The 14,848-nt window shown below is 29.0% G+C and carries 13 protein-coding genes, 1 pseudogene and 1 other annotated feature (1 of these 15 running past the window's edge); of the genes and pseudogenes, 8 read left to right on the forward strand and 6 right to left on the reverse strand.

Features of this window, described 5'->3' with window-relative positions; translation table 11 throughout:
• Window positions 1-23 precede the first annotated feature (23 nt).
• Window positions 24-584, reverse strand: a complete 561-nt coding sequence (locus CSPA_RS02560) for a GDSL-type esterase/lipase family protein (RefSeq protein ID WP_015390642.1) — start codon at window positions 582-584, stop codon at window positions 24-26.
• A 13-nt stretch (window positions 585-597) separates the two neighbouring features.
• Window positions 598-1,248 (reverse strand): RusA family crossover junction endodeoxyribonuclease, encoded by a 651-nt coding sequence (locus CSPA_RS02565; protein ID WP_015390643.1) that lies wholly within the window; start codon window positions 1,246-1,248, stop codon window positions 598-600.
• Window positions 1,249-1,689: 441 nt separating this feature from the next.
• Here CSPA_RS02565 and tsaD point away from each other — a divergent pair, with 441 nt between their 5' ends.
• The 5 genes from tsaD to CSPA_RS02590 all read left to right on the forward strand — a co-directional run bounded on the left by tsaD (window position 1,690) and on the right by CSPA_RS02590 (window position 6,740).
• A complete protein-coding gene (gene tsaD / locus CSPA_RS02570; RefSeq protein WP_015390644.1) occupies window positions 1,690-2,709 on the forward strand; it encodes a tRNA (adenosine(37)-N6)-threonylcarbamoyltransferase complex transferase subunit TsaD in 1,020 nt (339 codons plus the stop codon).
• 6 nt (window positions 2,710-2,715) lie between these two features.
• Window positions 2,716-3,717, forward strand: coding sequence for an alpha/beta fold hydrolase (locus CSPA_RS02575; protein ID WP_015390645.1), 1,002 nt, complete (start codon window positions 2,716-2,718; stop codon window positions 3,715-3,717).
• Window positions 3,718-3,906: 189 nt separating this feature from the next.
• The gene (locus tag CSPA_RS02580) at window positions 3,907-5,124 is read left to right on the forward strand and encodes a S1C family serine protease (protein WP_015390646.1); all 1,218 of its coding nucleotides are present in this window, start codon (window positions 3,907-3,909) and stop codon (window positions 5,122-5,124) included.
• Window positions 5,125-5,283: 159 nt separating this feature from the next.
• Window positions 5,284-5,595 carry a PTS sugar transporter subunit IIA gene (locus CSPA_RS02585; protein ID WP_015390647.1) on the forward strand — a complete coding sequence of 104 codons (312 nt, stop codon included), beginning with the start codon at window positions 5,284-5,286 and terminating at the stop codon, window positions 5,593-5,595.
• Between the two features lie 8 nt (window positions 5,596-5,603).
• Window positions 5,604-6,740 carry an ABC transporter substrate-binding protein gene (locus tag CSPA_RS02590; protein WP_015390648.1) on the forward strand — a complete coding sequence of 379 codons (1,137 nt, stop codon included), beginning with the start codon at window positions 5,604-5,606 and terminating at the stop codon, window positions 6,738-6,740.
• Window positions 6,741-6,990: 250 nt separating this feature from the next.
• On the opposite strand, the gene CSPA_RS02595 is transcribed toward CSPA_RS02590, so the two are convergent.
• A complete protein-coding gene (locus CSPA_RS02595; protein WP_015390649.1) occupies window positions 6,991-8,112 on the reverse strand; it encodes a glycosyltransferase family 4 protein in 1,122 nt (373 codons plus the stop codon).
• Between the two features lie 127 nt (window positions 8,113-8,239).
• Here CSPA_RS02595 and CSPA_RS02600 point away from each other — a divergent pair, with 127 nt between their 5' ends.
• From CSPA_RS02600 to CSPA_RS02610, 3 genes are all read left to right on the forward strand, one after another.
• Window positions 8,240-9,256, forward strand: coding sequence for a CotS family spore coat protein (locus CSPA_RS02600; RefSeq protein WP_015390650.1), 1,017 nt, complete (start codon window positions 8,240-8,242; stop codon window positions 9,254-9,256).
• Between the two features lies 1 nt (window position 9,257).
• A complete protein-coding gene (locus CSPA_RS02605) occupies window positions 9,258-10,016 on the forward strand; it encodes a hypothetical protein (protein WP_015390651.1) in 759 nt (252 codons plus the stop codon).
• Between the two features lie 147 nt (window positions 10,017-10,163).
• A complete protein-coding gene (locus CSPA_RS02610) occupies window positions 10,164-11,198 on the forward strand; it encodes a CotS family spore coat protein (RefSeq protein WP_015390652.1) in 1,035 nt (344 codons plus the stop codon).
• Between the two features lie 57 nt (window positions 11,199-11,255).
• On the opposite strand, the pseudogene abc-f reads toward CSPA_RS02610, so the two are convergent.
• From abc-f to CSPA_RS02625, 3 genes and pseudogenes are all read right to left on the reverse strand, one after another.
• Window positions 11,256-12,807, reverse strand: a pseudogene (gene abc-f / locus CSPA_RS02615) (ribosomal protection-like ABC-F family protein).
• A 145-nt stretch (window positions 12,808-12,952) separates the two neighbouring features.
• Window positions 12,953-13,228 (reverse strand): CD3324 family protein, encoded by a 276-nt coding sequence (locus CSPA_RS02620; protein ID WP_015390654.1) that lies wholly within the window; start codon window positions 13,226-13,228, stop codon window positions 12,953-12,955.
• A 347-nt stretch (window positions 13,229-13,575) separates the two neighbouring features.
• A complete protein-coding gene (locus CSPA_RS02625) occupies window positions 13,576-14,310 on the reverse strand; it encodes a hypothetical protein (RefSeq protein ID WP_015390655.1) in 735 nt (244 codons plus the stop codon).
• A gap of 323 nt (window positions 14,311-14,633) precedes the next feature.
• Window positions 14,634-14,848 (forward strand) — a binding site (T-box leader); it runs 21 nt beyond the window's last position.

The raw sequence follows: 14,848 nt of genomic DNA on the forward strand, positions 1-14,848 counted from the left end.
GAACTTTAAACAGGAATTATCTATCATTCATTAAAAAAAGGCAAAGCTTTTTCATACATAAGTTCATGTCCAGAAGAAGTTAAATGAATTCCATCTAAATATAGAGAACAATCTAATATCAAATCATAAAAGTCTATATATGGTATTTTATAATTTGAACACAATTTAATAAGCTGATCTTTCAACTGCTCAAGGCCATTTTCTGCATATGTATATAAGTGAGAGGAAGAAAAAAGCGAGTTAGCCATAGTACCGATAATTTTAGGTGGAATTCCTAAAATTATTTTTGAATTAGAATTTAATGCATCCTTAATCATTAATTCTATATTATCAATTATTGAAATAATAGGTCTCCCAAGCAAAAGATCATTTGAACCTCCCATAAGAAAAATCTTTTGTGGCTGGTGAATTAAAACATCATTATAGAATCTAGTAAGCATTCCAGTAGTAGTTTCACCATTGCAAGCTTTGTTTAATGAATTGGAAGAAAGTTTGTGTGTGAGTTTATAAACCCAGGAATCTTGTTTTACAACTCCATATCCAAAAGTCAAACTATCTCCAAAGAAAATAATATCTATATTCATGAGTAACTCCTTTTTAAAATAACTTACTAAAGCATTTTTTGCAGATTAAAGTTTTTCCTCCATCAGCTTTGACATAATCATCTGATGGAATAGCTTTATTGCATATATTACATACTTTGACTGTGTTAACTATATGAGAATTTTGAGCATTTTTAGTTTTGGTACTTTTTTCTGCATTAGCGGAATTAGAATTTAATAAGGTTTTTTTTATTGGAGAATACATTTTAGGACGTAATGGCGTAATCTTTTTTGTTATTGTATATCCGAAATCATATTGACTTTCAGCAAATAGTTCTAGTTCAAACCGTGGATTTTCTTTATCATAATATTCTTCAGTAAATATTTTCACTATTTGAGCGTCATTTACAATTAAACCGCTTTTTTCAATTCCGTCAAAAATGCTTTTTGTAATGTTTATAGTATCAGGATGGCGCTTTTGACTTTTATAATATACTTTTAATATGGCTATTAGGCTTTCTGATAAGATAGTATCAGGATTTTGACTTCTTGCTAGTAAGGCAATTTCCTGCTCATATAGAGCATATCTATCATGATATTTTCCAGAACTATGCGGTAAAATAGCTCGACCATTTGTGTTATGTAATTTAAAATTAGATTTTGTAATGGGTGACCCGTTAATTATCACTTTAGCGTAATTTGACATATAAATTCTCCTTGAATAATGCTTATATATGTTCAATTATCAATTATGAATTATTAAATGTCAATCAATGACGAAAGTACTATGAGGCGATAGGAAAATATTTTTATATTAATATAAAGTAGCCTTTGATAATAATTCATATATAAAGTATAATATTTAGGGATTTATGGATAAAAATAATATATCATATATATTAAGAAAATATTAAAATTACTAGTGTATGTAGGAATTTTAATTAAATATAAGATAAAATATATATATTGTCAAAAGAATTGTTCAAAATTTAATGATTTCCAAAGGAAATTAATCTTCAATTGAGTATTGAACATTGATAATCGCAATATATAGATTATAGTTAAATAAAATGTTAATTGGAAGTTTGTCATTAGAAATTAAGAGTTAATGTTTTAGGTGATTTTTAATAAAAAAGAGGTATTAAAAATGGATAAAAAAATAATTTTAGCAATAGAATCAAGCTGTGATGAAACTGCTGCAGCTGTTGTAGTTAATGGTAGAGAAATATTATCAAATGTAATAGCATCTCAAATAGACACACATAAAAAATATGGTGGGGTAGTACCAGAAGTTGCATCTAGAATGCATATTGAAGCCGTGGACAGTGTAGTAAAAGCAGCACTTGCAGAGGCAGAAGTTTCTTTAGAAGAGGTTGACGCTATAGGTGTTACTTATGGTCCTGGGCTTGTTGGTGCTCTTTTAGTTGGACTTCAATATGCAAAAGGCTTGGCTCTTGGTTCAAAAAAGCCATTAATAGGAGTTAATCATATTCAGGGACATATCAGTGCAAACTTTATTGAACATAAAGATTTAAAACCACCTTTTGTATCCTTAGTAGTTTCAGGAGGACATACTTTTATTGTTCATGTTAAAGGTTATAGAGAGTTTGAAGTTATTGGTCAAACCAGGGATGATGCAGCAGGCGAAGCTTATGATAAAGTAGCAAGAGCATTAGATCTTGGCTACCCAGGTGGCCCTAAAATTGATAAGTTAGCAAAAGAAGGAAATGAAGATGCAATAGAATTTCCAAGAGCTAAATTTCAAGACGATACATTAGATTTTTCTTTTAGCGGAGTTAAATCAGCAGTATTAAATTATTTAAATAAAGCTAAGATGAAGGAAGTTGAAGTAAATAAAGCTGATGTTGCAGCATCTTTTCAAAAAGCAATAGTTGATGTTTTAAAGACTAATTTATTTTTGACTTGTGAAAGAAGAGGTATAAATAAAATTGCAGTAGCAGGTGGCGTTGCATCTAACTCATGCTTAAGAGAAACACTTCAAAAAGAAGGTAAAAAGAGAGGTATTGATATTCTTTTCCCATCACCAATACTATGTACAGACAATGCAGCAATGATAGGTAGTGCCGCTTATTTTAACTACCAAGAGGGAATAATATCTGATTTGGACATAAATGCAAGGCCTAACTTAAAATTAGGGGAGATGTAGGATAAAATGAAGTTACTATCGCATTCTAATGGTGTTCATAAATTAGACAGAGAAAAGGTTAGTAAAGCAAAATATTTTAAAGTTGTTGCTTTAGTTATAGTTGGAATAATAGTTTTTGGTTTTGTTGCCCAAGTTATTACTAATATCATTGATAATACAAAATTAAAATCTAAGTTTAAATATGTAACAATTGAAGGCTATAAAATGGAGTATAGACTAAAAACTGGTGGAAACTATACTGTAGTGTTTGATGGATCTATAGGTAATACTATGTTTGAATGGGAAAAGGTATATAGTTCATTAGAAGAAAAGAAAATCTCTACTTTTATTTATAACAGAAGAGGTTATGGCTTCAATGATGGAGTAGATGCTAGAACTCCAGAAGATCAAGCAAAAGATTTGAAGGTTTTACTTAAAAAAGCTGGGGCTCCACAGCCATATATTTTGGTAGGAGAGGAGTATGGGAGTCTGGTAATGACCAATTTCAGTAAACTTTATCCCGACTCAGTAGCTGGAGTTGTTTTAGTTAACCCACTTTCGGAAGAAAAAATAAAAACTCAAGAGTATAAAGATAAGCTTAAGCCTTTATGTTATAAGAGTGAATTTGAAGCAATGGGAACTTATTTTAGTTTAACCTCCTTGTTAAGTAACATGGGAGCAACTACTGAAAATAAGACTTTTAAGGAAAACATATCTCAAAATGAATTAGAAGAATTTAATAGTTTTGAAAATAAGAAGTATTATAGATCAGCAGTTTCTAATGAATTAGGTAACTTATATAAGGGCTATTCCAATAGTCAAACTGCTGGAATGTTAGGAAATAAACCATTCTATTTAATTACGAATAATGAAGATGACTCTATAAAGAAACTAGGAGGAGAAGAAACTACTACAATATATAAAGAAGAAAAACAAGAAGCTCCTATATCATTATTAGATTCAAATTCAATTGTAAATGGTGTAAATAGTATTATTAAGGATTTAAAGAAATTAGAAAAAAAACAATAATATTTATAGATTCTTGTCATTTGTTTGACACATAATGATTTTATACTAAGACTATAAAGTTAATACCAATACAAGATTAGCAGACATTAGATAATTTAATCACTAGTAAAATAAACATAAGAATATTGAATATGTTTAGAACAGTATTTACTTTTGCTATTTATAATTAATATGTAGGAGGATAAATATATGAATGATAATCAAAAATTTATTGATGTAGAATCATTGCCAGTAGATAAAGGTGAACAAGTTGCATGGGAAAATTGTTTTAAAAATAATAATGGAAATAACGAGCCTAAGAAAAAGAGAAGAGGTCTACGCTTATTAGGAAAAATTGCAGGAATGTTAACTCTTACAATAACAGGTGGAGTAATCGGAGGCGGAGTTACTTATTCTGCAATGAAATCTAATAACACTGTTGCTACACAGCAAATAAGTTATGTTCCACAATCTTTCACAGCAAGCAGTTCTGATGCAATGTCAGCAGCTGACGCATTTAATAAAGTAGCTCCAGCAGTTGTTATTGTTTCAACTAAGAGTCAATCAGGTAATGTGTTTTCTGGTAATGGTGAAGTTGATGGTATGGGATCAGGCTTCATTATAAATCAAGAAGGATATATATTAACTAATTATCATGTAATTGCAGGTGCTAAAGAGATTACAGTTACTTTAAGTGATAATACAGAAGCAAGTGCATCTGTAGTAAACTATGATGATAAGAAAGATATTGCAATGATTAAATTAAAAGAAGGAACTAAGGTTCCAGCTGTTGCAGAACTTGGAGATTCAGATGAAATGTATCCAGGAGCAGAAGTAATAGCAATCGGAACACCTCTTTCAAAGGATTTTGCGCAAACACTTACAAAAGGTGTTATAAGTGGCAGGAACAGAACAATTCCAGGCCAAGACGGCTCAACAAGTGTGAATTTAATTCAAACAGATGCAGCAATTAATCCAGGAAATAGTGGAGGACCATTAGTAAATACTAAGGGTCAGGTTATAGGAATAAATTCTATGAAGATAGGTGCTCAAGCAGCTGGAGAAGCTGGAGTGGAAGGTATAGGGTTTGCAATTCCTATAAATGAAGTAAAGAGTAAAATAGATTCCTTATCTAAACAAATATTAAATTTAGGAATACAAATAAGAGAAATTGATAGTGCCGCAGCTAAGAAATATAGTATATCAGAAGGTGTTTATGTCGCTGGAGTAGATGAATTTTCACCAGGTGAAAAAGGCGGACTAAAAATTGGAGATATTATTGTAAAAGCTGATGGAAAAGATGTTAAGACAGTTGATCAATTAAAACAAGTAAAAGAAGGAAAAAATGCTGGTGATACTATTAAATTAGAAGTTGTGCGAGATAAGAAAAATGTCAGTTTATCAGTAGTATTGGAAGCGCAAAAGTAAATAATTCTATTAATAAGGATTGGCTATATCAAAGGATTAGGTCAATCCTTATTTTATTATTCTTTAAAAGTTTATAGAAAAGTAGTAAAATTAAACATTATAGTGGAAAGATCTTTAAGTAGTTTTGCTTTGAATTTTGGCGAAAGAAGGTATAATGTTATGGAAGAGATAATACTTAATATAATAATGCATAGTGGAGAGGCACGAAACTATTCAATGGAAGCGATTTCTCTAGCTAAAGCAGGAGATCGTGAAAAAGCAAGAGAATTACTCATAAAAGCTGATGAGGAATTAGGATATGCGCAAAGTTCTCAAACAGGCTTAATACAAGGAGAAGCAGCAAGTAGCAAAGTAGAATTTTCTTTACTTTTAGTGCATGCACAAGATCATCTAATGACAACAATGACTTTTAAAGATTTAGCTTCAGAAATAATAGAAGTTCATGAAAGAATTAACTCAATTACTAATTAGAGGTGTTTATGAAGAATAAAGTAAAATACATTATTATTTTTTCAATATTATTAGTTATAGGGATAATAAGCATTAATTTGTTTCAACCTAATAAAGAGCAACAAGTCAAAGGGACTATAGAAATATTTGCAAGTGAGGATTCGTATGATTATCTAGCTGAATGTGCTAATAATTTTACGAAGCAAAATGAAAAGGTACTTATTACTGTAACAAAATTGGAGGATTATAGTCAAATAACTTCTGGTAAGCAGGATACAAAAGTTAAAAATAAAGTGGTTAATATAACTCAAATTAGCAGATCTAATTTTGAACAATTGAAATTTAATGATTATGTTAATAATGATAAAATTTTAAACGATTATGCTAAGAATTTTTCCAAATATAGGATATCTCAAGTTAAAGATGGTGATAATTATATAGGAATACCGCTAACTTCTAGACCATTAGCCTTGTATGTTAGAGAAGATATGTTAAAAACTTACGGATATAAAAGAGCTGATATGAATACCTGGGATGATTTTATTACAATAGGTAAGGATATTTATAATAAAAGTAATGGAACAGTCAAAATCTTAAATGCAACAGGTCAAGACTATGAGGATCTATTAGATTTGCTAACTATGGAAAATATGAATAGCGATAAGAATGTAGAGCAAATAAAATTAGATGTACAAACAATGCTTACAAATTTAAAGAATAACAACATTTTGAATTTAGAAGATGGTGGACAATTTTTATCAAGAATATCATCAATTAATGGTATGAGAGAATTAATGTCTTTAAAGGATGCTTGTGAGTGGAGCACAGGAAATGTGCCTAGTATCAAGGCAGGAACAAATAAGTTTTTTGCTGCTGAAGGCGATAATTTAGTAATAGTAAATCAAGATAGTGATAATGAAAAACTAGTTGAAAAATTTATGACTTATATTATAACCGATAATGATGATACTGTTAAATATGTAAAGCAAGGAAAATTCTTTTCAAGCTATTTAAATACTTATGCTAGTAAGGATATTGAAGAACAAAGGAAAAATTTTGTTGGGAATAGTCCTTTAGTAGTATTGAGTAATATAGAAGAAAAGGCTCCTGAAATAAGCGATTATGATAAATATACTAAGGTAAGGAAAGAACTTAGAGGAAATTAGAGTGAATATCTAATTTAGTAATAAGGAAAGAGGGCAAAAAATTTTGCCCTCTTAAAAGTCTTCATTTTCAACTAGTTCCATGTCTTTGATATCTAGCACTAGACTTTCAAATTAGGTTGATTTAAAATCTTCCTTAATAAAGTTTTACGCTCCTTTTAACTTGTAAGTTTCATTATCTAAATAGTATACAAAAGCTCTTTTGGACATTGGGGATACAATTTTGGTATATAATTTTTTCAATTTCTAGCCGTCAATTAGCTGCTAACTTTTCGTATGCCTCTAAGGTATTTTTAGCAGTTTTCCTCCAATTAAATTCAAGGCTTCTTAAATAACCTTTTTGTTTCAAGATAGACTTTAAATTTTCATCATTCAAAAGCTTAACCAAGGCTGCTTCTAATTCACTAATGTTATTTGGATTAATTAAAATAGCATTATCTCCTGTTACTTCAGGAATTGAAGTTAAGCAGGAAGTGATGACGGGTGCTTTACAGCTCATAGCTTCTAGTGGTGGTAGTCCAAAGCCTTCATAGAAAGATGGATAAACAAAGGCATCGCAGCCACTATAGAGAACAGGTAAAATATCATCTTCTAAGTATCCGCAAAAAATAATCTTATCATCTAAATTATTTTCTTTTACAAAAGTAAATAGTTTCTCACCTTCATCTTTTATTGGGCCACCAAGTAGAAGCTTATAAGGTTTATTTAAATCTTTATAAACTTTATGGAAAGCTTTGATTAAACCTAAAACGTTTTTTCTTTGGCTGAAACCACCTATATATAATATATATGGGTCTTCTATTTTATAAGTTTTCTCCACATACAATTTGCAATTATTCTTATTTAGTGGTTTGAAATTAGTATTTGCAGCTAATGGAGTTACGAAGATTTTATCCTCAGGATAAAAGCTGAAGAATTTTAATATATCCTTTTTGGAGTATTCAGAAACAGTCAATATTCCACAGGAATTAGATATTATATCAGGCATATCACGTAGAAATCTTTCTAGATAGCCTTTACCAACAGTCTCAGGCATTATATATGGGATTAAATCATGTATTGTAACAACCGTTGGAATTTTTGTATCAAAATCAAAACCTATCCCATTTTGAGGAATATGGTATAAATCAGCATAAATTTTATTTAGTGCGTTAGGAATATAATACTTCTCATAAAAACCGCCATGTCTACCTGAAGAAAATACTATATTAGTATTGTATCTATCAAAATTTTTATTGAATTTTCCAGTACAGAATAGTGTGAATTCATCTTTTGAATTTAAAGAAATGAGCTCTGATATAACATTAGTTGTATAAGTACCAATTCCAGTTCCTTGGTGTAAAGTTGAACTACGAGCGTCAATGGCAATTTTCATATGAACACCTCAATAAACACATATATAGTACAAGGTATTAATTAATTTTAATTTTTGTGAATATAAATCACAATAAATTCTTTGAAGACATATAATAAAAATAAATAATGGCTGGTAGGAAAGTTTTATGGAGAATAGTAAGGAGATACTTAAAATTAAAGGCTATATTGAAGCAAATTATAGCTTAGATATAGAAAACATAGAAAAGGTGAAGAACAGCTATAAAATCATTACAAAAGATAATAAATATTGTTTAAAGATTATAAAATATGAGTTTCCTCATTTCTATTTTATTTTGTCTGCAATAAAACACCTACAAAGAAATGGATTTATTAATATCCCAAGTTTTATTATGAATAAAGAAAAAAGTGAATATGGTTGTATAAATGGCAAATATGTTTATCTAACAAAATGGATACCTTCTAGGGAAAGTAATTATGATAATCCATTGGAACTAGCTATGGTAGCAAGTGCTTTATCAAAGCTGCATAAGTGCAGTAAAGGTTTTACTCTTGGAAGTGGAATGAAACCTAGAATTGGGTGGTTTTCGTGGTTAAAAGTTTTTGAAACACGTAAGAATGAAATACTTGATTTTAAAAATAGAATAAATCAGAAGGCTTATAAATCTGATTTTGATTTATTATATTTAGATAATATTGAAGCAGAAATTAAACGAGCAGAAAAAAGTATTGCAGGTCTTCAAAAAAATAATTATGTAAAATTAATGGAGAAAGAAGTATTCGAGAGAGGGTTTTGTCATCATGATTATGCTCACCACAATATTTTGATTGACTCGAGCAAGAGGATTAATATTATAGATTTTGACTACTGCATATTGGATTCTCATCTTCATGATTTAGGGTCTCTATTAATAAGAACTATGAAGGAGGGAAAGTGGGAAATGGAAAAAGCAGATTTGATTTTTAAATCCTACAAGGAAAATATGGAGGTTAGTAAGGAAGAGCTTCCTATAATAAGAGAATTCATAAGATTCCCTCAAGCATTTTGGCAGATTGGTTTACAAGTATATTGGGAACAACAGCCATGGGGAGAAGAATTTTTTATAAATAAGCTAGTAAAATACTTGGAGGATCGTGGGCTTAGAGAAAAGTTTATTGATAGTTATTTTGTTGGAGGAAATTAAGGTGGAAGAATTATTAATAAATCAATATTTAAGAAAAAAGGGGATTATAGTTAACGGTAAGTACTTTGGTACAGATAAAAATTTAGAATGGAAGGATGTTATTTCTCAAATTGAAATTATAGTGGAACTTCATAAAACTTTAATAAGGTGTAAATTTGAAGAGATAAGCGGAATTAGAAGCATTATAGGTAAAGAGGTGGAAAGCTATAAAGTACAGATAAAGAAATTACAAATGCATTATGATTATATAGTTAGCAAAGCGTCGCCTAATGAAGTTGAAAAATTAATTTTATCAGAGGGTAAGATAATGCTAAGACAAGCTAAAATAGCATTAAAATATATCTATGAACATGATTATTTCGGAGTAATAAAACGTAGCATGAATAGAGAGGAAATTTGTATTGGCAGAGTTGACAGTAGTAATTTGAAAAAAGTCGAAGGTGAATTTAAAATAGGCACTTTAAAAGGTATGTCGTACAATTTAGTTGAAGAGGACTTATATAATTATATTAAGAAACTACAAAGAAAAGGTGCAGATATAGATGAAGTTGAATTAATCAAAAATTTTGTTTATAAATCTCATCTATCTTATAATAGTTTGGATTATTTAAAGGGGTTATGCAGCTACCCTAAAGATTTTTTGAAAGCTTGGGATAGGTACAAGGAAAGGAAAAAGGAAAAAACTGATGATGAGGTAGCATTGGAATTAAAGAAGAGTCTAAGTTATGAAAGTAAAAGTTTCATTATTAATGGTCAATGATAAATTATCAATTGCCGATGATCAATGATCAACTGATAATTAAAGTATTAATTATGAACTTTAATTTGAGAACTCAAAAGATGTGCAAACTGAAGGTTGATAATTGAATTGACAATGCCCAAAGCTTGATTTATTAGGAGGAAGAGTATGAATAAATTAAAGTATTCAGAAAAAAACTATTTATGTGAGTATGATTTGAGTTTAAGATTTTTTGAGGATTTGGGTGTGAAAGTAAATGATATTGTACCACTAAGAAAAGTTTTTGTTATATACACAGAGGAAGGAAATAAAATTTTAAAAAAAGTTAATTGCAATATTGATAGAATTAATTTAATAAGTGATTCCTTAGATTATGTGAAAAAAAGTTACGGAAATGTAGTAACATACAATAAATTCAAAGATGGCTTATGTTATAAGCTTTGGAAGGATCAGATTTATGTTGTTATGGATATCTTAGATGGCAGGGAAGCCTCTTTTACTAATCCAATAGAAATTGACCTTTGTGCAGAAAATATTGCATTAATGCATAAAGGTTCTAAGGGCTTAAGGGAATATTTGAAGAAGAAATATAATAAGGATTTTTTAGATATATCCCTAAAGGATAAGATTCAAAAGGCATATGATGAATTAACTTATATGAAAAAATTAATAAATAGTTTTAAATATCAAAATCAATTTGACAAATTATTTATGGATAATGTAGATAAGTATTTACTTGAAATTAAAGAGGTTCAAGCAGAATTAGAAAATAGTAAGTATGAAGCTTTAAGAAGCGATGAGAATATGATTTGCCTTTGTCATAATGATTTAGCCTATCATAATTTTTTGACTAAAAATGATGAAATAAATATAATAGATTTTGATTATATGACTTTAGATTTACGGATAATGGATATAGAAAATTTTATAACGAAATCAATAAAAAATGCTGCTTTCGATATAGAGAAGATGTTAGCCTGCATTAATGGATATGAAAAGATTTTAACATTAAAACAGGAAGAAAAAGAATTGTTATATATACTGATAAAATTTCCAAGAGATTTTTATACTATATCTAGGGCATATTATTATAAGAGAAAGAAATGGGATTATGAGGTTTATTTAAATAGATTTGAAACAAAATTAAGTAATGAAAAATTTAGATATGAATTTTTAAAATTATATAAAAATCGAGTACTATAGATATTAAATATTTTATAATAAGATCCACTATAAATTAGAAATAGTGGATCTTATATATTAGGAATTAATTGACCAATCTTCACAATTCCAAATATTTGTTACAATGTCCTTATAAAATTCTGGCTCATGACATACAAGGAGTATAGTACCAGCATATGCCTTTAAAGCTCTTTTAAGTTCAGTCTTAGCGTAGAGGTCTAGATGATTTGTTGGCTCGTCCAAAACTAGGATATTAGTAGGTTTATTAATAAGTTTACATAAGCGTACTTTTGCTTGTTCCCCTCCACTTAAGCGGTTAATAGGACTATCTATATGTTGTCTTGTTAGACCACATTGTGCTAAGCTTCTTCGTACTTCAGTTTGAGTGAAGTGGGGAAAGGTATTCCAAATTTCAGTTAAAACTGTATTTGTGTTAATTTCTATAATTTCTTGTTCAAAATATCCTATTTTATTGTATTCGCTTAAAGTTATGTCTCCATTTAATGGTTTTAATAATCCTAGCAAACTTTTGAGAAGAGTGGTTTTACCCAAACCATTAGCTCCTGTTATTGCGATTTTTTCTCCTCTTCTTAGCTCTAAATTTAATGTGGTGCTTAATGGACTATTATACCCAATTACTAAATTTTCTGCTTGAAATATTATTTTTTCAGGCATTTTTACATTGTGGAAATCAAAATGTGGCTTTATAGTTTCCTTTTTAATTTCTATTCTTTCAATTTTGTTAAGCTTCTTTTCTCTTGATTTGGCTATTCTTGCAGTTGAAGTTTTCACTTTATTTTTTCTTATATAGTCTTCAAGCTTAGCAATTTCATTTTGTTGTTCTTTATATTCAATTAGCAACTGTTGTTTTCTTATCTCATAGAGTCTGAGAAAATAATCATAATTTCCTTGATATCTTGTTAAGATTTTATGCTCAAGATGATATATTACAGTTGAGACGCTATTTAAGAAGCTATTATCATGAGAGATTAATATGAATGCATTTTGATAACTTATAAGATAATTTTTCAACCATTCCACATGTTCTTCATCCAAGTAATTTGTTGGTTCATCTAATAATAATATATCTGGTTTCTCTAAAAGAAGCTTGGTTAGCAAGACTTTAGTTTTTTGACCACCACTTAAAGTAGAAACATCTGCATCTAAAAGCTCTTTAATTCCAAGTCCAGCTGCAGCTGCAAATATTCTTGAATTAATACTGTAAAAATCACTTTTATCTAAGATTTCTTGAAGATTAGCAATCTTTTTTAAGGCTTTATCCATTTCATTTTCATCCATAGTACTAAGTTTATCGTATAAATAATTTATCTTATTTTCTATATCAAATAAATTTGAAAAAGCTTCTTTTAAAAAAGATATAGTTGTATTTCCAGCCTTCAAATTAATATGTTGGTCCATATAACCAATACTAAATTTATTATTCCAATCAATATCAGCATTATCAGGTAAAATTTCATTAGTTATTATTTTCATGAAAGTTGATTTGCCTTCACCGTTAGCGCCAACAAGACCAATGTGTGTCACCTTTTAATAATCTAAAAGATGTATTATTAAATATTACTTTGTCACCAAATGAGTGACTCATATTTTCAATTGTTAAAATACTCATAGTTTATCTACTTCCTTTGCCTTGTCTTCATAATGAATCATAGCATCGTAGAAGATAAATACCAAGTTCATATATGATTCTGTAATATTTGTGTTCATAAAAAAAGAAAATGCATTATATAAAATAAATACATTTTCTTTATATGCTAATCATAATTTTTTTGTTTTCTAATTATTCTTCTAATACTGTGCTCAGTTAGAAAATATTGTTGAGACAATATTTTGACAGATAATCCAGAGGAATACTTATTAAAAATCTCGTTATCTCTTATTTTCAAATAGTTTTTTGTTTCAGTATTTTCTCCCCAAGATTTTTTGTTGTCATCTTTTCTGGGGATATAAATATATCCACCATCAGTATAGTTTTGAATTATTTCAATTATTTGCTGAGGCAGTATGTTTTGTGCTTTCTCATATTTCATGATATCTCCGCTCCGATCTACATTTAGTTTGTAAATGAAGAAGCAAAGATTTAATAAAATATGAAAAACTAAGTTGTTGTAGATATTTGCTCCAAGCTAAAGTTTTTCATACTTTACAATCTTTGCATGGAGCTAACTGCTATAACTAAAAACATTTTGATTCACTTCCTTATATTATTTCCGATTTTTGTCTTTATATTTAAAATAAGTATAATATAATTATTATTAATATTCAATTATCAATTGTCAATTAATTATTAAGGTTCCATAGTAGAAAAAAAGCAGTAGTTGTGGGTAACTGCTGCTTTTTTTTTATAACAAATTATTATAAGTGGATTATATGTAGTTTAAGCCCAAAAAACTACGACTTTTTTTGCTGTGTTATCCACATATGTCATATATCTAATAGAACTTTCAAACTCGCTTCTAGACATTGATATTAATTCAGAAGTATCCCATGGATTTATTACTACAACTGTGTCTTTAGTTACACTTTGTATTGAATAAGAATGTTCACCATTTCCGAGAATCCCTTTATCTGGATCAGCGATGGTAAAATCACAGGCAGCTGTAATTCCATCACCTGAAGCGCATTTTGAAGCCATAGTATTCATTAGATTAGTTTTAGAAGTAGCTCCCCTAACTTGACTTTGTTTAAAGCCTGTAATTGTTGTAAACACATCACAAGCAAAACAGCCATTATAAACATTCATAGCGTTTTGTAATCCAGCTTCTATAACTCTGGCATCAAGATCTCCAGTTATACCTGCATTGTCTACATCTGTTTGTGATACAGATTGTATTCCAGATTTGAAATTAACAGTATAGCTATCATCACCATTAACTGTAATCATTGTGCGTAATAAGCTTCTACCATATTTACTATTAGCTAAAGCTTGTATTCCAGAAACGGCACCACAATCACCAATGTCTCCTTGGTAGAAGGTGCTTAATTTACCATCAATCTGATTTGATGGATCACCCATTGTTCTTGCAGAAACAGAAACTGGTGAAAACAAAGAACCTGCCACTAATATTAAAGATAAACCTAATGTAACGATTTTCATTTTAATTTTTTTCATTTTAATTCTCCTCATCATTTTATATTTATTTGAAATTACGACTAAATATAACATAAATATCCAAAACAGTAAACACATATTGCATTAAAAGTCGTATTTTGGGAATTAAAATACAGTATAATTCATTAAAAGTCGTAATTTAGGAACGAAAATCAATACTATATGAATTTATCTTTACATTAGTATTTTCAAAAGGTATAATTGGATTGTAATGTGTAAATATATATAGGTTCCAATTTATAGTGATTGATTAAATCCTTTCAGGATTTCTAAAACTAAGTTTAGAATTTAAATCAAAAGATATATATTATAATTAAAAATGTTTAAGTGTGTTGAAGAAGAGGAGTAAATAGTATTTTAAATTTAAGAGATCTGGGGATGGTGGAAGCCTAGAATTTAGAACTATTGAAGGAAGCTTTGGAGTAATAAATAGAAAGCCGTTTGGCGTAGTATATTTATGGGGTTATTCCCTTAAAGATAATTGAGTGGATTAAGTTATTTTCATAGCTTGGTCAATCTAGGTGGTAACGCGGAAGAT

Origin of the sequence: Clostridium saccharoperbutylacetonicum N1-4(HMT), from assembly GCF_000340885.1 — a bacterium.
GTDB classification, from domain to species: Bacteria; Bacillota; Clostridia; order Clostridiales; family Clostridiaceae; genus Clostridium; species Clostridium saccharoperbutylacetonicum.

What these genes read in the sequence shown, in the direction of transcription:
- CSPA_RS02560 (WP_015390642.1), bottom strand. Translation starts at nt 584, where the DNA reads ATGAATATAGATATTATTTTCTTTGGAGATAGTTTGACTTTTGGATAT.
- CSPA_RS02565 (WP_015390643.1), bottom strand. Translation starts at nt 1,248, where the DNA reads ATGTCAAATTACGCTAAAGTGATAATTAACGGGTCACCCATTACAAAA.
- tsaD (WP_015390644.1), top strand. Translation starts at nt 1,690, where the DNA reads ATGGATAAAAAAATAATTTTAGCAATAGAATCAAGCTGTGATGAAACT.
- CSPA_RS02575 (WP_015390645.1), top strand. Translation starts at nt 2,716, where the DNA reads ATGAAGTTACTATCGCATTCTAATGGTGTTCATAAATTAGACAGAGAA.
- CSPA_RS02580 (WP_015390646.1), top strand. Translation starts at nt 3,907, where the DNA reads ATGAATGATAATCAAAAATTTATTGATGTAGAATCATTGCCAGTAGAT.
- CSPA_RS02585 (WP_015390647.1), top strand. Translation starts at nt 5,284, where the DNA reads ATGGAAGAGATAATACTTAATATAATAATGCATAGTGGAGAGGCACGA.
- CSPA_RS02590 (WP_015390648.1), top strand. Translation starts at nt 5,604, where the DNA reads ATGAAGAATAAAGTAAAATACATTATTATTTTTTCAATATTATTAGTT.
- CSPA_RS02595 (WP_015390649.1), bottom strand. Translation starts at nt 8,112, where the DNA reads ATGAAAATTGCCATTGACGCTCGTAGTTCAACTTTACACCAAGGAACT.
- CSPA_RS02600 (WP_015390650.1), top strand. Translation starts at nt 8,240, where the DNA reads ATGGAGAATAGTAAGGAGATACTTAAAATTAAAGGCTATATTGAAGCA.
- CSPA_RS02610 (WP_015390652.1), top strand. Translation starts at nt 10,164, where the DNA reads ATGAATAAATTAAAGTATTCAGAAAAAAACTATTTATGTGAGTATGAT.
- CSPA_RS02620 (WP_015390654.1), bottom strand. Translation starts at nt 13,228, where the DNA reads ATGAAATATGAGAAAGCACAAAACATACTGCCTCAGCAAATAATTGAA.
- CSPA_RS02625 (WP_015390655.1), bottom strand. Translation starts at nt 14,310, where the DNA reads ATGAAAAAAATTAAAATGAAAATCGTTACATTAGGTTTATCTTTAATA.